At 63.1% G+C, this 19,122-nt stretch carries 16 protein-coding genes; 8 read left to right on the top strand and 8 right to left on the bottom strand.

The features are described 5' to 3' along the window. The first annotated feature begins 13 nt into the window (after positions 1-13). Positions 14-1,600, top strand: a complete 1,587-nt coding sequence (gene groL, locus ACR42D_RS02880; RefSeq protein WP_484565359.1) for a chaperonin GroEL — start codon at positions 14-16, stop codon at positions 1,598-1,600. Positions 1,601-2,087: 487 nt separating this feature from the next. After that, positions 2,088-2,633: a hypothetical protein gene (locus ACR42D_RS02875; RefSeq protein ID WP_484565358.1), complete on the top strand. Its 546-nt coding sequence runs from the start codon at positions 2,088-2,090 to the stop codon at positions 2,631-2,633. A gap of 66 nt (positions 2,634-2,699) precedes the next feature. Here the strand turns inward: ACR42D_RS02875 and ACR42D_RS02870 are convergent, their stop codons facing one another. Further along, the gene (locus tag ACR42D_RS02870; RefSeq protein WP_484565357.1) at positions 2,700-4,724 is read right to left on the bottom strand and encodes a methyl-accepting chemotaxis protein; all 2,025 of its coding nucleotides are present in this window, start codon (positions 4,722-4,724) and stop codon (positions 2,700-2,702) included. 228 nt (positions 4,725-4,952) lie between these two features. Between ACR42D_RS02870 and ACR42D_RS02865 the strand changes: the two genes are divergently transcribed. Further along, on the top strand, positions 4,953-6,251 hold the full coding sequence (locus ACR42D_RS02865; protein ID WP_484565356.1) for a right-handed parallel beta-helix repeat-containing protein: 1,299 nt from the start codon (positions 4,953-4,955) through the stop codon (positions 6,249-6,251). 84 nt (positions 6,252-6,335) lie between these two features. Here ACR42D_RS02865 and ACR42D_RS02860 read toward each other — a convergent pair whose 3' ends face one another. The 4 genes from ACR42D_RS02860 to ACR42D_RS02845 form a co-directional block, all read right to left on the bottom strand. Continuing rightward, positions 6,336-7,637 carry an L-cysteine desulfidase family protein gene (locus ACR42D_RS02860; RefSeq protein ID WP_484565355.1) on the bottom strand — a complete coding sequence of 434 codons (1,302 nt, stop codon included), beginning with the start codon at positions 7,635-7,637 and terminating at the stop codon, positions 6,336-6,338. Positions 7,638-7,661: 24 nt separating this feature from the next. Continuing rightward, entirely contained in the window at positions 7,662-8,930 is a 1,269-nt protein-coding gene (locus tag ACR42D_RS02855) for a dicarboxylate/amino acid:cation symporter (protein WP_484565354.1), read from the bottom strand. An 88-nt stretch (positions 8,931-9,018) separates the two neighbouring features. Then, positions 9,019-9,393: a RidA family protein gene (locus ACR42D_RS02850; protein ID WP_484565353.1), complete on the bottom strand. Its 375-nt coding sequence runs from the start codon at positions 9,391-9,393 to the stop codon at positions 9,019-9,021. A gap of 206 nt (positions 9,394-9,599) precedes the next feature. After that, positions 9,600-10,286: a helix-turn-helix transcriptional regulator gene (locus ACR42D_RS02845; RefSeq protein ID WP_484565352.1), complete on the bottom strand. Its 687-nt coding sequence runs from the start codon at positions 10,284-10,286 to the stop codon at positions 9,600-9,602. A 436-nt stretch (positions 10,287-10,722) separates the two neighbouring features. Here ACR42D_RS02845 and ACR42D_RS02840 point away from each other — a divergent pair, with 436 nt between their 5' ends. From ACR42D_RS02840 to ACR42D_RS02830, 3 genes are all read left to right on the top strand, one after another. Further along, positions 10,723-11,157 carry a MarR family winged helix-turn-helix transcriptional regulator gene (locus ACR42D_RS02840; RefSeq protein WP_484565351.1) on the top strand — a complete coding sequence of 145 codons (435 nt, stop codon included), beginning with the start codon at positions 10,723-10,725 and terminating at the stop codon, positions 11,155-11,157. Between the two features lie 81 nt (positions 11,158-11,238). Beyond that, positions 11,239-11,805, top strand: a complete 567-nt coding sequence (locus ACR42D_RS02835) for a flavin reductase family protein (RefSeq protein ID WP_484565350.1) — start codon at positions 11,239-11,241, stop codon at positions 11,803-11,805. A 118-nt stretch (positions 11,806-11,923) separates the two neighbouring features. Then, on the top strand, positions 11,924-12,205 hold the full coding sequence (locus tag ACR42D_RS02830) for a DUF2325 domain-containing protein (RefSeq protein ID WP_071545926.1): 282 nt from the start codon (positions 11,924-11,926) through the stop codon (positions 12,203-12,205). Here ACR42D_RS02830 and ACR42D_RS02825 read toward each other — a convergent pair. The 3 genes from ACR42D_RS02825 to ACR42D_RS02815 all read right to left on the bottom strand — a co-directional run bounded on the left by ACR42D_RS02825 (position 12,202) and on the right by ACR42D_RS02815 (position 15,223). Beyond that, positions 12,202-13,161 carry a chemotaxis protein gene (locus tag ACR42D_RS02825; RefSeq protein WP_484565349.1) on the bottom strand — a complete coding sequence of 320 codons (960 nt, stop codon included), beginning with the start codon at positions 13,159-13,161 and terminating at the stop codon, positions 12,202-12,204. The genes ACR42D_RS02830 and ACR42D_RS02825 overlap by 4 nt on opposite strands. A 353-nt stretch (positions 13,162-13,514) precedes the next feature. Next, positions 13,515-14,606, bottom strand: coding sequence for an N-acetylneuraminate synthase family protein (locus tag ACR42D_RS02820; protein ID WP_484565348.1), 1,092 nt, complete (start codon positions 14,604-14,606; stop codon positions 13,515-13,517). Positions 14,607-14,608: 2 nt separating this feature from the next. Beyond that, a complete protein-coding gene (locus ACR42D_RS02815; protein WP_484565347.1) occupies positions 14,609-15,223 on the bottom strand; it encodes a winged helix-turn-helix transcriptional regulator in 615 nt (204 codons plus the stop codon). A 542-nt stretch (positions 15,224-15,765) separates the two neighbouring features. Between ACR42D_RS02815 and ACR42D_RS02810 the strand changes: the two genes are divergently transcribed. Further along, positions 15,766-17,505, top strand: a complete 1,740-nt coding sequence (locus tag ACR42D_RS02810; RefSeq protein WP_484565346.1) for a long-chain-fatty-acid--CoA ligase — start codon at positions 15,766-15,768, stop codon at positions 17,503-17,505. Between the two features lie 345 nt (positions 17,506-17,850). Continuing rightward, on the top strand, positions 17,851-19,026 hold the full coding sequence (locus tag ACR42D_RS02805) for an ABC transporter substrate-binding protein (protein ID WP_484565345.1): 1,176 nt from the start codon (positions 17,851-17,853) through the stop codon (positions 19,024-19,026). Positions 19,027-19,122: the final 96 nt, after the last annotated feature.

Here is a 19,122-nt window from a genome sequence, read left to right as displayed (position 1 = left end):
GGGATTTGGAACAATGTCTAAAGCAATTGATTACAAAGCGGTAGCCCGCGAGGGCATGCAGCGTGGCGTCAACACCCTGGCCAATGCCGTCAGGGTCACCCTGGGCCCCAAGGGCCGCAACGTCATGCTCGAGAAGACCTGGGGCGCGCCTCAGGTGACCAAGGACGGCGTGACCGTGGCCGAGAAGATCGACCTCGAAGACAAGCTCGAAAACATGGGTGCCCAGATGGTCAAGGAAGTGGCCAAGAAGACCAACGAGATCGCCGGTGACGGCACCACCACCGCCACCGTCCTGGCCCAGGCCGTGTTCAACGAGGGCGTCAAGCTGCTGGCCGCCGGCCGCAACCCCATGTCGCTCAAGCGCGGCATCGACGCCGCCGTGGCCGCCGTGGTCGAGGAACTGGACAAGATGGCCAAGCCCATCAAGAAGACCTCCGAGATCGCCCAGGTCGGCGCCATCTCCGCCAACAACGACATGACCATCGGCGAGATCCTGGCCGAGGCCGTGGACAAGGTCGGCAACAACGGCGTCATCACCGTCGAAGAGTCCCAGGGCCTGACCACCGAACTGGACGTGGTCGAGGGCATGCAGTGGGACAACGGCTACCTCTCCCCCTATTTCGTCAATAACCAGGAAGCCCAGAACGTCACCTTCGAGAACCCGTTCATCCTCCTGGCCGAAAACAAGATCTCCAACATCAAGGCGCTCGTGCCCATCCTCGAGGCCGTGGCCAAGGCCAACCGGCCCCTGCTGATCATCGCCGAGACCGTGGAGAACGAGGCCCTGGCCGGTCTGACCATCAACGCCATGCGCGGCGCGCTCAAGGTCTGCGCCGTCAAGGCCCCGGGCTTCGGCGACCGCCGCAAGGAAATGGTCCGCGACATCGCCATCATGACCGGCGCCACCCCGGTGTCCGAAGACACCGCCGTGACCCTGGAATCCATCCGCCCCGAACACTTCGGCACCGCCAAGAAGGTCGTGGTCGACAAGAAGAACACGCTCATCGTGGACGGCGCGGGCGACAAGAAGGCCATCGAGGCCCGCTGCGACGAGATCTCCAACATGGCGGCCAACGCCACCAGCGACTACGACCGCGAGAAGCTGCAGGAGCGGCTGGCCAAGATGGTCGGCGGCGTGGCCGTGGTCAAGGTCGGCGCGCCCACCGAGATCGAAATGAAGGAGCGCAAGGACCGCGTCGAGGACGCCCTCAACGCCACCCGCGCGGCCGTTGACGAAGGCATTGTCCCCGGCGGCGGCACCGCCCTGGTGCGCGCCGGCAAAGCCCTCAAGGGCCTCAGGGGCGCCAACGACACCGAACAGGCCGGTATCGACATCATCGCCCGCGCCATCGAGGAACCGCTCAGGCAGATCGCCAACAACTGCGGCCTTGAAGGCACCGTGGTCGTCGAAAAGGTCAAGGACCTCAAGGGCAACAACGGCTTCAACGCCGCCACCGGCGAATACGCCGACCTCGTCAAGGAAGGCGTCATCGACCCCAAAAAGGTCACCCGCATCGCCCTGCAAAACGCCGCGTCCGTGTCCAGCATGCTGCTGACCACCGAATGCGCCATCTCCGACTACGTCGCCGAAGAAGACTAGTCACCCGATACATCGACAATAAAAAGAGCGGACGCGCCATGCGCGTCCGCTCTTTTTATTGTCGCCTCCGGCGGCCGGGGGAAGGGGAGGAAAAACCCTTTGAAAAGGGTTCTCTTTCCTCCCCTTCCCCCGGACCCCCATCCCCTCCTTTCCCCAAACTTTTTGTTGCCGCTTCGCGGATGGTGGCAGCGCCGGGAATCGACTTTCTTCGCGCCGCAGTCCAAGACGCCGCCCTCTCAATTTTCCTTCCCCCGCGTCCCTCCTGGCGGCGCGAACCCTTCGGGACACCGCCAAACCGCGCCACGCCAATCCCCACACACAACAATCCGCCTTCCCGCCCCCTCCTTCGCCGCAGGCGACACAAAAAGTTTGGGAGGGTCCAGGGAACCCTTTTCAAAGGGTTCCCTGGCGGGGTCCGGGGCAGCGCCCCGGCCGCCGGAGGCACTCCCCCTTGTCGTGGCCGCGCCGACCGGCTACTATCCATGCCATGTCATTCTTTTCCAAGCTGGCACGGCCCGAGACCAAGGGCGGCAAGAATTTCGAGCGCGGGCGCGCGACCGAGGCGCGGGGCGACTTCGGCAAAGCCGAGGCGTTCTTTGGCGAAGGCGCGGCGGCTTTTGACGAATTTCTTGGCGGCGAGCCCGATGATGTGCGCCCCTCGCACCTGGTCATGGCGGGCGTGTGCTATACGCGGGTGGGCCGGTACGAGGACGCCCTGCGCGTGCTTTCGCAGTGCGTGGAGCGCAAGGAGATACCGGACGCGTTTCTGAACGCGGGCTATGCGGCGGCCAAGCTGGGGCGCGGGGACGAGGCGGCGTGGTACTGGTCGCTGTATCCGTCCTGGGCGGGCCAGCGCAAGGTGGAGTCCGCGCTCAGGGAGCAGATCGGGTTGATCCGCGCGGGCGGGGCCGATCTGGACGCGGCCTGCGAGGCCGTGGCAAGGGCCGTATTCGAGCAGGACAAGGTCAATGCGCGCGACCGGAATTTCCGGGAGGCGGGCCGCAGGACATCGGAATTTCGCCAGGGGTACTGACCCCGGCGCTCGAAAGGAGAAGCCCCCTTCCGAATGGTAGAAAGGGGGCTTCTTTCATGGCCTCGATCAGGCCGCGCCGCCCGGCGGCAGGGCCTTGAAATCGGCCTTTTCGCAAACCTGGTCCAGACCGTCCACCCGGAAGTAGTGCATGGCGGTTTGCAGGGTGGTGGCCTGCCCGGCCAGTTCCTCGGCGGTGGAGGCCATCTCTTCGGAAGCCATGGCGTTCTGCTGGATGACGGTATCCAGCTGGCCCATGGCCCGTTCGATCTGGCTGACCCCGTGGTTCTGTTCGGAACAGACCTTGGACACTTCCTTGATCAGCTCGGCGGTCTTGGCGATCTCCGGGGTGACCCGGGCGAACAGGTCGCCGGTCTGTTCGGCCACCGCCACGCTGGAGGCGGACAGTTCGCTGATTTCCTGGGCCGTGGTCCCGCTGCGTTCGGCCAGCTTGCGGACCTCGGCCGCGACCACGGCGAATCCCTTGCCGTGCTCTCCGGCGCGGGCCGCCTCGATGGCCGCGTTGAGCGCCAGCAGGTTGGTCTGCCGGGCGATCTCCTCGATAAAGGATATCTTGTCCGCGATCTCGCGCATGGCCTCGACGGTCCGGCGCACGGACTCCTCTCCGGTGAGGATTTCGCGGTTGGTCTGATCCGCGATCGTGCTGGTCTTTTCCGCGTTGTCCGCGTTCTTGCGGATGGAGGCCACGATCTCGGTCAGGGACGAGGAGACCTCCTCGATGGACGCGGCCTGCTCCTCGGTGGACTGGGACAGGGTCTCGGACGAGGCCGAGAGCTCCTCGCTGCCCGCGGCCACGTTGTCCGTGGCGCACTGGACATCACCGACCACGCCGCGCAGCCGCTCGGCCATGCTGAGCATGGACCGAAGCACGCCCCGGTCGCGCTCTCCGGGCTTGGCCATGGTCAGGTCCCCCTCGGACACCCGCGCGGCCATGCCCGCGATGTCGGACGGCTCGCCGCCCAGGGTCCTGGTCACGGACAGGGCGCTGAGTACGCCCGCGGCCACGCCGAGCACGGCAAGCGCCAGGGCGATGCCCAGGACCAGGAGGATCATGTTGAGGATGCGCGCGTCCAGATCGGTCTGTTTGGCCGCGATCTCGGCGTCGATGCTGTCAACGTAGACGCCCATGCCGAGGACCCAGCCCCACGGCTTGAACAGCTTGACGAAGGACAGCTTGGGGAAATCCCCCTGCTCGCCCGGCTTGGTCCAGAAGTAGTTAACGAACCCCTGGCCGTCGGCCTTGGCGACCTTGGCCATCTCCGCGAAGAACGGCTTGCCCTTGCTGTCCTGCTCGCGGCTGACGTCCTTGCCGTCCAGGCCGGGATTGATGGGGTGCATGACCATGGTGGGCGTCAGGTCGGTGATCCAGAAGTAGTTGCCGTCCGTGAGACGCATCTTGGACACCTGGAGCAGGGCCTCCTTTTTCATGGCCTGGGTGATGTCCTCGATCCAGGCCCCGGTGCCGACGACCCAGCCTGCCTCGGGTATCAGGCGGACATAGGATATCTTGAGCTTGGGCTCCTCCTCGCCCGGCTTGGGCCACCAGTAGGCGACCACGCCCTGGCCGTCCTTTTCGGCCACGTCGCTCATGCCCGCGATGATCGGGAACCCCTTCTTGTCCTTGAGCCCGGACATGTCCTTGTCCCGCAGGGCGTCGGACGGGTGCGCCAGGATGACGTTGTCGAGGTTCTGCACCCAGACGTAGTTGTCCCCGTCGAAGCGCGCGGGCTCGACGATGCGGCGCAGCCCCCGGAGCAGGCTGGCCCGATCCAGCCGGTCCACGTTGGCGTCGTAGTAGTCCTTGACCTGTCCGTAGACCACGTCGACCACGCGTTTCAAATCCTCCTGCCTGTCGCGCTTCAGCCCCTCCACGTCCTGGGCGCGGTCATAGTAGCTTTTCAAGGTTCCCTCGGCCATTTGGACCGCGTCCTCAAGATTCAGGCGGGCATCCGCCATCTGCTCGCTTCGGAAAGCCGTCATCTGATCGTCGGCATATCCCCGCAACCCCTGTATGGAGAGCAGGCTGAGCGTCACTATGACCACCACCACGGTTGCCACCTGCATCAACGTCATTCTCGTTCTCAAACGCATTGCTATCCCCCTGGCAGACCCTCACGTTAGACCCATCGGCCATTCACCATATATCGAGTCCTCATAATTCGTGAACAAAACGATAATTAATATTATAAATCCGGAGAGCGGGCCGCACGCGGACAGACCTACGGATTGAACATCGCCGCCAAAGAGGTTAAAAACACCTGCATAGACGCCGAGATAACCACCCAGCCGCACGGAGATTCCATGCACCGCTTTTTCACCGCCCTGCTTCTTGTCCTGGTTCTCACCGTTCCCGCCCTGGCGGACGACGCCGTGGTCACGGGCACCGGCGACCCGGCCGCGGACGTGGCCAACGTGCAGGCCGCGCTGGACAAGGGCGGCACGGTCCGGTTGCGCGGGCATTTCGATTTCGGCGAGACCGGGAGGGTCAAGATCACCAAGAATGTGCGCATCCTGGGCAGGCGGGACGGGTCGGGCGAGGCGCAGACCACCATCACGGGCGGCGACTGGACCTTCTACTCCCCCCTGCCCGTGGACACCGCGCCTCCGGGCAAGGACGGGCCGCTCATCGTGGTCCGCGACCTGCGCTTCGACGGGGCCACGGGCACGCCCCTGCACTTCGCCTATGCGGGCGGGCTGGAGGTCGGCGGCTGCGTGGTCAGCAACGTGATCCCGCAGGATACGGCCATCTCCTGGAGCCAGGGCGACTCCCTGCCGTTCCAGGCCGGGATCGTCATCGGCAACCGCTTGATCCATCCCAAGGGCGGGCTCAAGGGCGCGGTCACGGGCACGGTGCTCATCGAGGGCAACCGGTTCGAGATGATCAACGACCACCCTGAGGAGACCGCCGGATACGGCGTGCTCGCGGACTGGACCACGGGCGCGGAGATGACCATCCGCGACAACGAGATCAACCGCACCTCGCGCAACGGCATCGAGGTCCTGGACAACGAGCTGGACGCCAAGGGCAAGGGGGTCATCCGCATCCAGGACAACCGCATCGCCACGGACGACGAGGGGATCGCCTATCCCAACAAGTTTGGGCCCAACGGAATCGTCGTCGGCTGGTACTTCGACACTACCGGCGGGGTCGATTTTTCCCGAAACAGCCGGGCCGTCATCACGGGAAACCGGATCGAGGCGCGCGGCGAGGAGTCCATAGGGCTGCTGGTCTACGCCAACGACCTGACGGCCACCTGCAACGACATCGTCATGGCCGGAGGCCGAGGCGCGCGCGGCGTGGTCCAGACCGGCTCGCGCGGCTTCTTCGCCAACAACCGGGTGCGCGGCCGGGCCAACTACGCCCTGTTCTGCTACCCGTTCGAGGCGCTGACCGCCACGGCCAACACCTTTGCCTGGACCGAGCTGGGCCTGTTCACCGGGTTAAAGGGCCAGGTCCTGCTCGGCGGCCGGGTCAACGTGGTGGTCGGCGCGGTCCCGTCGCTCATCGACCACGGCCAGGGCAACCGCGTGGTGGACTGCCCGCCCTGCGCCCTGCCCGAAGCCGATTCCGAAGGCAACGACTGGGAACCCGCCGGATAGACCGCCCCACCAAGAAAGACGGGAACCGGCCGTGGCCGATTCCCGTCGAGAGAGGCATGGGAATACTCCCTTTGCGCCGGATGGTTACGCCGTTTTGACGGCCCGGCCGTTGCTCTTGCTGGTCATGATGTCCAGAATGACCTTGTCGGTTTCGGCCATGCCCACGGATCCGAGGCGGCCGATGTTGCGGATGCAGGCCTCGATGTCGTCCTCCACGATGCCGTCCCGGCCAGGGATGGTTATCCCCTTCATGGCCAGCAAGGCCCCGTTGACGGCGGCTTCGACGCAGGACGCCACCTTGAGGGCGCACGAGGTCTTTGCGCCGTCGCAGATCATTCCGGCGATGTCGCCCACAGTGTTGCGGATGGCGCCTTCCACCTCCTTGAGACCGCCGCCCAGGAGGAGCACGATGCCGCATCCGGCGGCCGTGGCCGCGAGGCTGGCGCCGCAGAGAGCGGAGAGCCGCCCCAGGTGGTGCTTGAGATGGATGGCGGTGAGATGGCTCATGATCAGAGCGCGGACCAACGCCTCTTCGGAGTCGCCCCGCCTGCGTGCGAAGGCCACAACGGGCAGCGTGGCGGTCAGCCCCTGGTTGCCGCTGCCGGAGTTGCTCATGACGGGCAAGGGCGCACCCTCCATGCGGGCGTCGGAGGCGGCGGCGGTCAGCTTGGTGGCATAGGAGACGATGTCGTCCGAGCGCAACCCCGCTTCGAGGTCCCGGTCCATGGAACGTCCCACCCGCAGACCCCAATCCCGCTCCAGCCCCATGGCCGCGGCGGCCTCGTTCAGGCGCGCGGCTTCCAGGATGAAGTCGAGATCCTCCAGAGGCGCTTCGGTGGCGTACTCGAAGACCTCGCGGACGGTCAGCGGCCAGGCCTCGCCGGTTTCCGAAGGAGCGGGCTGCCGCTTGTCGAGCAGGACCTGTCCATTCTTCTCCACCAGCACGATACCGGTGTGTTCGCGGGCGATGACGCAGCGAGCCGTTTCGCCGCCCGCCGTCACCGTCACCTCCGCGTACAGCAGCTCGCCGGCGTCCGCGACGTCGACGCTGACCTTGCCTTCGGCCAGCAGCCGTTTCCCCTGTTCGACCTGCGCCTCGGTGAGATCCCGAAGCACCTCCAGGGCCAGTTCCGACTTGCCGCCGGTGACGCCCACGGCCGCGGCGATGTCCAGGCCGGTGCTGCCCGTGCCGGGAACGCCAACGCCCATCCCGTTCTTGAGCAGGTTGCCGCTCACCAGGACGGTGACCCGTTCCGGGAACGCGCCCAGGGTTTCCGCCGCGCGGGCAGCGGCCAGCGATATGGTTATCGGTTCGGTGCAGCCCAGTGCCGGCACCACTTCCTTACTGATAATGGCTCGATACTGAGCCCAATCATTCTTCGACATGATGGGAATCTCCCGTTGGGTTCACTAACCTTGCGCTTCTTCCAGCTCGACCTGCATCGGGGCCCTCGCATCCGGTGCCGCGACAACGGCCGCTTCCTCGGCGAGCCGGGCCTCGTTCAGTTCGCCGTGCCGGTTGAACAGCCCTTCGAGCATCAATGCCAAAGCGCCGTCGCCGGTGACGTTGCAGGCAGTGCCGAAGCTGTCCTGCAGGGCGAACACCGCAAGCAGCAGCGCCACGCCGGCCGGGTCGAAGTTCAGGACGCCGACCACGATGCCCAGGGAGGCCATGACCGTACCGCCGGGAACGCCGGGCGCTCCGATGGCGAAGATACCGAAGAGCAGGACGAAGAGCACCATGGTGCCCACGGCGGGCAGATGCCCGTACAGCATCATGGAGATGGTCATGGCGAAGAAGGTCTCCGTGAGCACCGATCCGCACAGGTGGATGGTGGCCCCCAGCGGGATCATGAACTCCACCGTATCCTTGCTGAGCACCTCGGACTTGCGGGCGCATTCGAGAGACACGGGCAGGGTCGCCGCGCTGGACATGGTGCCCACGGCGGTGAGGTACGCGGGGGCGTAATGCCGGAGAACCTTGAGGGGGTTGCGGCCGGAGACCGCGCCCGCAATGGTGTAAAGCACGGTCAGCCAGATCCAGTGGCCCACCAGCACCAGGACGATGACCTCAAGGAACACCGGCAGCTGGCGGGTCAGGCTGCCTTCATAGGCCAGCCCCGCGAAGGTGGCGGCGATGAAGAACGGCAGCACGGGAATGACGATACGGATGACCACCTGCATCATGATGTTCTCGAACTCGCCCAGTATGCCCCTGAAGGTCCGTGCGTTGGTCCAGATGGTGGCCACGCCCAGAACCACGGCCGTCACCAGGGCGGTCATGACCGGCATGACGGGGGGAATGCTGAGCTGAAAGACCACTTTGGGCAGTTCGCGCAGCCCCTCCATTTCCGTGGCGATGGACAGATGGGGAATGAGGGCGTACCCGGCCACGGCGGCCATGGTTGCTGCTGCGGCGGCGGATACGTAGGCCAGAACGACACCCGCGCCGAGCATCTTGTTGGCGTTGTGCCCGAGCCGGGTGATGGCCGGGGCGATGAAGGCGATGATAACCAGCGGGACGGTGTAATAAATGAACTGCCCCATGACGTATTTTGCGGTAACGACGACATCCATGATCGCCTCATTGGCGAACAGGCCGATGACGACACCTACGATGATACCGAACACGAGCTTGAAGATCAGCCCGAACTCTCCGAATCTGCTCTTGGTAGACATGGCATTTTATCCTATCGTTATGAACTGTTCCGGCGGACCCTACGGTCCGGCCGGGACAGACTGTTGAAGCGGAGGCGCTGCAAGATCTCTATTTTTCCGCGATGACTTCGATCTCCACCAACGCCTCCTTGGGCAGGCGGGCGACTTCGAAGCAACTGCGGGCCGGAAACGGTTCCTTGAAAAAGCCTGCATAGGCTTCATTGACCGCGCCGAAATCCTCCATGTTCTTCAGATACACAGTGGTCTTCACGACCTTTTCCAGCGAGGAACCGGCCGCCATGAGGGTCTGGCGGACGTTCTCCAGGGACTGCCGGGTCTGCTCCGCGACGTCGGCCGGCATTTCGCCGGTGGCGGCGTCGATGGGCAGCTGACCCGAGGTGAAGATGAGGCCGCCGACCTCGCTCCCGTGTGAGTAGGGGCCGACGGCCGCCGGGACTTTATCGCTGTTGACAGCTTGGTGCATAAAATATCTCCTTACCTTATAGGTGATTGTTTGATGTGATGCGTTTATTCGCACTACAATAATTTTTTAGTAAAGAGGAATGACCACCGAGTCAATAATTTTTTATCATGGAATATACTTTTTTATTACACCAAGAAAACGGCGCGCCCCGCAGCTGTCTGCGGGGCGCGCCGTTTCTGGCAGGTTGCGGGGGATGCCGGGCCGGGTTACTGCTCGTTCAACTTTTGCAGATACCGGTAGATAGTGGCCTCCGAAGCGGCGAGATACTCGGCCACCACCCGGATCGACCCTTTGAGCAGGAAGACGCCGTGGGAATTGAGGGTGGCCATGATGCCCATTTTCTCGGCAATGGTCATGCGCTCCGGGGGGATGTGGGCCTCGGCCACGACCCGGCGGATGAGGTTTTCGGTCAGTTCCTCCATGGACCCGGAAAAGGTCTCGGTGTGCGCCGCATGGTCCGGGCTTTGTTTCGCCTTGGCCGACTCGAAGCCCACGGCGGCGATGACCTTGTTCAACATGTCCCTGGCCTGCACCAGATCCGAGGTGTCCATGTTCAGACACAACATCCCGGCCAGTTCCCCATTGTCTTCGCGGATGAAATAGGTGGCGGAATGCAGGGGCCTGCCGTCCCTTGTGCGGGTGGTATAGCCCATGACCCAATCGCGCTTCTCATACTCCCTGTTGACCACAAACTTGAGCGCCAAGTCCGTCAGCGGGGCCCCTTCCCTGCGACCGGAGATATGCCCGTTCGCGATGGCCAGCACCGACTTCTCCTTGGCCGAAGCGTCGTGCAGGACCACTTCGCAATTCTCGCCGAGAAAAGCACCGAGAAAGGCGACCAACGGAACGAATTGCCTGATCGTCGAGCATGCCGAATTGCTTTTTCCACCCAAATCTCTCCCCTCCCTCAATAAAAATTTGGCATAAAAATAAAAATCTAGCGGCCTGCGAGAATAATGTCAAACTCCCGGGCCGCACGCCACCCGGAATGGCTTGCGGCGGGGAAGGAGGCCCGGCAATTCCCGCCCAGTTACGCCTCTAGTTTAGGACTATTACGGTTACATGCCCTTTAGCACAACGCGGGAGAAGGGAAAATGGCCGAGCGAATCAACATCGGCAACAACGCCTTCCTCCTGCCCGACTCGGCACATTCGGCGGAGCCAAGCCGACAGCCATTGCCAACGCCGTCGCCATACGAAGCAACGCCACACGAAGGTTCCCGGCCCGCCCATCCCCCCACGGTACACGCCCGCCCCCTCTTACCGACACTCCCCACTTGACCATCGCGGCCCGTGAGGATATTTGTATGTACATACAACAGAGAATCACATGAAGAAACCATCGCTCTATCTGCAAAACTGCCTGTTCTTCACGGCCAACGCCCTGGCCCGGTCGGTCTCGCGCATGGCCGAGAAGGCGTTCCGCGACACCGGGCTGTCCCCTTCGCTCGCCTTTGCCGTCATGCTGGTCAACGACCAGCCGGGCATCACCGTGACCGAGCTTGCCGACCACCTGCACCTGGCCCCGTCCACCCTGACCCGTTTCACGGACAAACTGGTCTACCAGGACCTGGTGGAACGCAAGCAGGAGGGCAAGCTGACACGAGTCTACCCCACGGACCGGGCGGGCGCGATCCAACCCGAGATCGAGAAGGCCTGGACCCGACTGCACGAAAACTACTGCGCCGTGCTCGGACGCGAGGCGGGCGACGCCCTGGCCCGCGAGACCTTTGCCGCGCACCAGCGCATCGAAGACATGACCTGACAGGACCCGACGCACGGATACCCGGTGCCGGTCTTTTCGGCGACAACACTTGTATGTACATACAATAAAAAGGAGCACACCATGTCCGAACGAATCAACATCGGCAACAACGCCTTCATCCTGCCCGAGCCGCAGACCATCCTCGGGACCATGCTCGACGGCAAGCCCAATTTCATGGCCATGGCCTGGGTCACGCGGGTCAACTACGACCCGTGCATCATGGCCATGGCGGTCAACAAAAAGCACGCCAGCCACCGGGCCATCCTCGAAACCGGTCAATACTCCATCAACATCCCGTCCGTGGACATGGTCGCCGAGACCGACTACGCCGGGCTGGCCTCGGGCAACCGGACCGACAAGTCCGGCCTGTTCGAGGTCCACTACGGCGAACTCGAAAACGCTCCGCTCATCCGCACCTGCCCCCTGGCCATGGAGTTCCGGCTCAAGGAGCAATTCGCCATGACCAACGACACCCTGTTCATCGGCGAACTGGTCGGGGCCTGGACCGAGGAGCGCTTTATGACCGACGGCCACGTGGACGTGGAAAAGGTCCGGCCCTTCACCCTGACCATGCCCGACAACCACTACTGGGCCGTGGGCGAACAGGTAGGCCGTGCCTGGCACGACGGCAAGGCGTTGCGCAAATAATCCACTGATGCAGTCAGTTAGCCGCATCACGAAAAAGACGGGATCTGTTGTTGACACGATCCCGTCCTCTCTGTATTTGTTGATAACGATTTTCAATTTCAAACATGGAGAGTGCAATATGTGCGCGGCATTGATAGGCGGAATGGATCGGCTGAAGCAGGAATACGTCACCGAAGCGAAGCGCAGCGGGATCAAGCTGAAGCACTTCACGGGCAAGGAGCGCAAGATATCCAAGGCCCTGGGCCAGGTGGATTTCGTGGTCATGTTCACCAACAAGGTGTCCCACAAGGCGCGCAAGGACGTGCTCGACGCCGTGCGCGGCAAGGACGTGCCGGTTTACATGCACCACTCCTGCGGCGTGTCCACCCTGCGCAAGCAGCTGGACGAGGTGGTCGGCTAGGCGGTCGCCCCGGGCCTGTCCCATCTGCGGATCAGGTTGATGACCTTCTCGGTCAGGCCGTGGAATTCCGGCTTGGTGACCTGCTCGTCGGCCATGACCGCCTTGCCCTTGTGCAGCACGGACTTGGAGATGAGCGACGAGAACAGGACCACGGGCAGTACCTTGAGGACCGGGTCCTCCTTGACCTGCCGGGTCAGTGTGTAGCCGTCCATCTGCGGCATCTCCACGTCCGAGACAACGGCATCCAGGTAGTCCAGCGGGCTGGTGCCCTCGGCGGCGCACTTGATCTTGATATCTTCCAGAATGGCCCACGCCTCGGCCCCGTCGCGGACCATGGTCACCTCGAAATTGGCCCGGCTGAAATTGTTTTCGAGCAGCTGGCGCACCGAAGTGGAATCGTCCGCCACCAGCGCACGGTAACGCTCGTCCGAAACCACGGTGCTCAGGTTGGCCTTGGTCTGGCCCGACTCGTCCAGGTCGGCCAGGACCTGCTCCAGGTCGAGCATGAGCACGAACCGGTCCTTGATCTTGACCGTGCCGGTGATGCAGTTGGTCTCCATGGACGACACGTACTTGCTCGGCGGCTCCACGTCGGCCCAGAACACTCGGTGGATCTGCGTCACGCCCGAGACCAGAAAACCCGTGATCATGGCGTTGAACTCGGTGACGATGATCGGCTCGTTCTCGGCGGGCGAACGCTCCATATGCAGCCATACGCTCAAGTCCACCACCGGCAGGATCAGATCGCGCAGCGGGATCGTGCCCAGAAAACTCGGGTGCACCGCCGCCTCGGACCCCTCCAGCCCCTCCGGGGCCTCGACGACTTCCAGCACCTTGGCCACGTTCACGCCGAAATACTGGCGCTCCACCCCTTCCGGGGTGACTTCGTCAATGAAGAACTCAATGATCTCAAGCTCATTGGTCCCTGTTTCCAACAAAATATCCGTCTGACTCATTCGCCCTCCTCCGGCACGGTTGCGGCCATACCCCTACCATCTAGCACGCCTCTGCCCCGAGATGAATGATAATTTACGTATAGATTGCCGATTCCGATAGCCTGCGCCGTGCCGAAGCAACCGGGGCACAGCCTCAGCCCCCGCTCAAGCACCTTATGTGTCGCCTTTGGCAAAAGTGCGAAACAGCGATTCCCCCGAGTTCCCACCATCCGCGAAGCGGCCCAAAAAGTTCAGGAGGGTGAGAGGGGGTTGGGGGGTCCAGGGGGGAAGGGGGGAAGGGGGGAAGGGGGAGGCAAAAAAAAGGTGCGGACGCGCATTGCGCGTCCGCACCTTTTCATTCGCATACGCGCCGTCTACGACGTGGCGGCGTCGGCGCAGGCGGACTGGGTCAGGCTGAGGGTATCCCATTGCACGGGTTCCTCGTGCTTGACCGGCCGGTTGAGCGCGGCGCCGATGATTTCGTCCCAGTGGACCGGGGAGACGCCCACGCGCGGGCAGCGGGTGGTAAGGTCGGCCTCGGTAAGAATATGGCCGGCGGGCAGATCACGGGAGAAGACGATGCACTTGCGCAGCTTCTTGGCCGCGGCCTGCTCGTCGGGGAAGACGACCTTGCCCTTGACCTGCACGGCCTTTTCGACTTCGCGGATCATGGTCACCATGGCGGCCAGCTGCGCGGGTTCGAGGGAGGCCTGGTGGTCGGTTCCCTTGAGGGTCTTGTCCAGGGTGAAATGGCGTTCAACCACGCACGCGCCCAGGGCAGCGGCGGCCACGCTGGGCCCGATGCCCTTTTCGTGCCCGGAGTAGCCGACCGGCACGGCGTAACGGTCGCGCAGGGCGTCCATGACGGGCAGTCCGATGTGTTCCTCGGGGCAAGGGTAGGTGGAATTGCAGTGCAGGAGGATGACGTCGTCGTGGTAGGACCGGATTTCGGCCATGGCCACGTCGATGTCGTCCAGGCCGCTCATGCCGGTGGACAGGATGACCGGGATCTCGGCCTTGGCGTACTTGCGGACCAGGGGCACGTTGACGAGCTCGGCGGAGCTGATCTTGAGCAGTTCCACGTCCAGATCCAGGATCTGAGCCAGGCTCGGGTCGTCCCAGGCCGAGGCGAAGAAGACCAGGCCCATGGATTCGGCGTATTCCTTGAGCCGGGCCATCTGATCGATGGACAGCTCGAGCGCGGCGCGGTGTTCGCCGTAGGTCGGGCCGAAGCTGTTGGGCCCGGTGTAGGGCGCGGCCCGCCCCTGCCGGGTGAGCAGCGCCTCGCTGTCCCGCTTCTGGAACTTGACGCCCTGGACTCCGGCGGCGGCGGCCTCGTCGATCATCTGTCTGGCGATGTCGAATTCGCCCTGGTGGTTGTTGCCGATTTCCGCGACCACGAAGCAGGGATGGCCCTTGCCGATGGTGACGCCCGAACGCAATGTGACGGATTGGATCTGTTTCATACTCAGAATCTCACGATTTGAAATCCGCGCTTTTCGGAATAGGGCTTGACCTGTTCATAGATCTCGCCCTGCTTGCCAAAGGAGGTGATGACCACGGCGTCGCAGTCCACCTGATCCAGGACATGCGGTGCGGAAACCACGTGCCCGTTGAAAATCTGCCCCTGTTTCTCGGCATCGTTATCGAGCAGGATCTTGACCCGGAAGCGGGTGCCGCGCAGGGCGGACAAAACCACCTCGCAGGTCTCGGACGCGCCGAACAGCGCCAGGTCCCGCTTGCCTTCCTCGTCCAGGCCCTTGAGCTTGTCGAGCACGAACTCCTTGATGGTGGAATAGAGTCGGACGGTCTCCGAGGAATAGTCCGAGAACATCCGTTGCCGCGAGCGGCGGCCTTGTTCCGTCAGGGTATAGTTGTAGCTCTTGCCGTTGACCGGGAGGAATTCGACCAGCCCTTCGGATTGCAGCTGCTTGAGGTACTGGTTGACCATGGCCCCGGACAGGTGCAGCCGTCTTCCCAGTTCGTACTGGGACAGGCTGGAGTCCCTGGACAGGGCGTCCAGGATGGCCAGGACGCGGGTGCTCTTGCTCGGTCTGAGGTAGCACCCCTCGGTTATCAGCATTCCGGTCACCACATTTTCAGCGTGTTCTGCCATGCAACTTCTCGGTCATTCGTTCGGTCAATGATTCATCCGTTCGAGATGGCGTCCGGCACTGCCGAGGTTTTCACTCTAGGCACAGGCACCCCCCCTGTCAACTCGGCCCCGACCGGGCTCCTCCGGCCGTTGGCCCGCCTTTCCCAGCCACCGCCGTTCAATCGATCGTTGACATATTGAATAATCGGCGTCTTCGGGTCCCGACTTTAGCCGACGGGCAATGATTTCCCCCGAAAGGGACGTGCGGAGACAAGTGCAAGGAGTTTGCCAAGGGGTGGACAACCTCCCGTCAGCCGCTTTTGAACTTACTTAACACACCGGTAGAAATGGATTTTATTTTTACAACCACCGAGTTGTCGAGCCAGGCGGACAGGCACTCCTGTCGGGCAAGAAAAAATCGTCAAAACTCCGACTCCGCCTTTGGAAACACGCCATATTGACCCCGTGACCGGCCTATTATACCTTCGCCGCACATTTTCACCACCGAACCCCCTTGAAGGACCCCCGCGATGGAGCAACTCGACCGTCCCTGGCTCAAATCCTATGATCCGGATGTGCCGCCGACCCTGGATTACGATAAGATTCCGCTGTTCAAGTTCCTGGACAGGGCCGCCCACAAGTGGCCCAAGCGCAAGGCCATCGTTTTCCGCAACTGGTCGATAACCTACGCCAAGCTCAAGGCGCAGACAGAGATCATGGCCGCCAATCTCCGCGCGGCGGGCATCCGCAAGGGCGACCGGGTGGCGCTGATGCTGCCCAACCTGCCCCAGACCATCATCGCCTTCTGGGGCGTGCTCCGGGCCGGGGCCGTGGGGGTCATGACCAACCCCCTGTACATGGAGACCGAGATCATCCACCAGTTCAACGACGCCGGGGTGCGCTGCTGCATCACCCTGGACCTGCTCTGGCCCAAACTCGAAAAGCTCCGCGACTCCCTGCCGGTGGAGAAGTTCTTCATCACTTCCATAGGCGAGGGGCTGAAATTCCCCCTGAACGTCCTCTACGCCCTGCAGGCCAGGAAGAGCGGCTCCATGCCCAAGGTGCCCTTCGACGGCCGGACCGTGCTCCCGTTCAAGAGCCTGACCAAGGGGCGCGAGCGGTTCACCAACGAGCGGGTGGTGGCCGACGACACGGCCCTGCTGCAGTACACCGGCGGGACCACCGGCGTGGCCAAGGGGTGTATCCTGACCCATTTCAACATCGGCGCGAACATGCAGCAGTGCCAGTCCATGATGCACACCCTGGGCAAGAAGCAGGAGACCTTCCTCGGCATCCTGCCCTATTTCCATATATATGGGCTGACCACCTGCCTGGCCTGGCCGACCAGCCTGGGCGCCACCCTGGCCCCGTTCCCGCGCTACGTGCCCCTGGACGTGCTCAAGGGCATCCACAAGCTCAGGCCCACGGTCTTTCCCGGCGCGCCCGCCCTGTATATTTCGCTGTTGCAGCAGAAGGACATCGACAAGTACGACCTCAAGTCCATCGAGGTCTGCGTGTCCGGGTCCGCGCCCATGCCCGTGGAGTACATGGAGCAGTTCCTGGAGCGCTCGGGCACGTCCATCACCGAGGGGTACGGGCTGACCGAGGCATCGCCCGTGACCCACTTCAACCCCCTGGAAGGCAAGAGCAAAAACGGCTCCATCGGCCTGCCCTTCCCGGACACGGACGCCAAGATCGTGGACATGGACGTGGGCGGCGAGCCCCTGCCCCCGGGCAAGCGCGGCGAGCTGGTCATCCGCGGCCCGCAGGTCATGAAGGGATACTACAACCGGCCCGACGCCACGGCCGACGTGCTCCGCAACGGCTGGCTGTACACCGGCGACATCGCCACCATGGACGAGGAAGGTTATTTCTACATCGTGGACCGCAAAAAGGACCTGATCATCTCCGGCGGGTACAACATCTACCCCCGCGAGATCGACGAGGTCCTGCACAGCCACCCCAAGATCAAGGAGGCCGTGTCCGTGGGCATCCCCCACGAGGCGCGCGGCGAGATCGTCAAGGCCTACGTGGTGGTCCAGGAAGGCGAAAAACTGGATCGCTGCGACGTGATTTCGTTCTGCCGCGAAAAGCTGGCCAACTACAAGGTCCCGCGCCAGGTGGAGTTCCGCACCGAACTGCCCAAGACCATGGTCGGCAAGGTCCTGCGCCGCGCCCTGCGCGAGGAGGAGGAAGCCAAGACCGAGGCCAAGAAGAAGCGCCGGGCCGAAAAGAAGGCGGCCGAGCCCCGGGACGCCTGCGAACAGTAGCCGGATACGGCCGCGCACAGCCTGAGACAAAGGGCCGGTTCCCGAGGGGGACCGGCCTTTTTTCGCGTCCCGCAAAGGCCCGGCCCCCAACGCTTTCATCCAATCCGGGACATGGTTCGGCGAGTCTCCAATCGTTTTCTAACATTAATGAAAAATTTTATTCCCCAAAAAATTTCTTTTGGAGAAATTTCGGGCTGTTTTTATTAAGAAGTGAGCAATTTATTCAACCATACCGCCAGATTTGCAAAAATGTATTAACGAAAATGACTTCCTCTCATTCCCCTTTTGATGTATGAAACAAGACTGTTTCTATCAGCAACCATAATTCCTATGAGAGGAGGAGTAATGAAACTGAGTTTGCACAAGATGGGCCTGCTGGCTCTCGCGTTCGTCCTGAGCTTCCTGATGATGGTTCCGGCCTTTGCCGCCGACACCATCAAGATCGGCTTCAACCTGCCCCTGACGGGCGACATCCCCGAGGTCGGCGACGGCTCCAAGAAGGCCGCCGAGATGTACCTCAAGGACATCAACGATGCCGGCGGCCTCGAGGTCGGCGGCAAGAAGTACATGCTCGAGTTCGTCTACATGGACAACGAGTCCAAGGCCGAATCCGCGGTCAACGCGGCCCTCAAGCTGATCGAGCAGGAGAACGTTGTCGCCATCATCGGCCCCAACTCCTCCAAGCAGGCCGTGCCCGCCGGCGGCACCTGCAACGACAACCGCACCCCGATGATCACCCCGTGGTCCACCAACCCGGACACCACCAAGGACCGTCCCTGGGTCTTCCGCGCCGCCTTCCTGGATCCGTTCCAGGGCCCGGTAGCCGCCGACTTCGCTTCCCAGAAGTTCGGCGCCAAGACTTCCGCCGTCCTGTTCGACGTGTCCAACGACTACTCCAAGGGTCTGGCCGAGATCTTCAAGGCCGCCTGGGAAAAGAAGGGCCTGGGCCCGGTCGTGGCTTTCGAGTCCCACGGCACCAAGGACCAGGACTTCTCCGCGCAGTTGACCACCATCATCAAGGCCAACCCGGACTTCATCTTCGTCCCCGACAACTACAACCAGGTCGCCCTGATCGTTCAGCAGGCGCGTGACCTCGGCTACCAGGGTCCGTTCATGGGCTCCGACGCCTGGGGCACCCCCGACCTGATCAAGCTCTGCGGCGAGCAGTGCTACGGCAACTTCTTCTCCACCCACTACGCGGCCGCCGGCGCCACCGGCGCCACCAAGGTCTTCATCGACCGCTACGAGAAGGCCTACGGTTCCACCCCGGCCGACTACGCGGCCCTGACCTGGGACTCCATCGGCCTGCTCGTTCAGGGCATCCAGAACGCCGGCAAGGTTGATTCCAACCCGCGCAAGGAGCGCCAGCTCATCCGCGACGGCCTGGCCGCCATCAAGTCCTTCGACGGCATCACCGGCAAGTCCAAGTTCGACGAACAGGGCGACCCGATCAAGTGCGCCGTGGTGGTCAAGATCTCCGACCAGGGCGAATTCGTCTTCGAGCAGTCCGTCTGCCCGTAAGCAATTGAGTATACCGGCTTAGGTGAGCGGGGGCCGTCGGCCCCCGCTCTTGTATACACCCTCCGGGGCCGGGGGCGCCCAGCGGCCCGAAATCCT

Source organism: Pseudodesulfovibrio sp. lm2024 (assembly GCF_051175575.1).
In the GTDB taxonomy this organism is placed as follows: domain Bacteria; phylum Desulfobacterota; class Desulfovibrionia; order Desulfovibrionales; family Desulfovibrionaceae; genus Pseudodesulfovibrio; species Pseudodesulfovibrio caledoniensis.
This window is presented reverse-complemented; position numbering and strand designations above follow the sequence as displayed.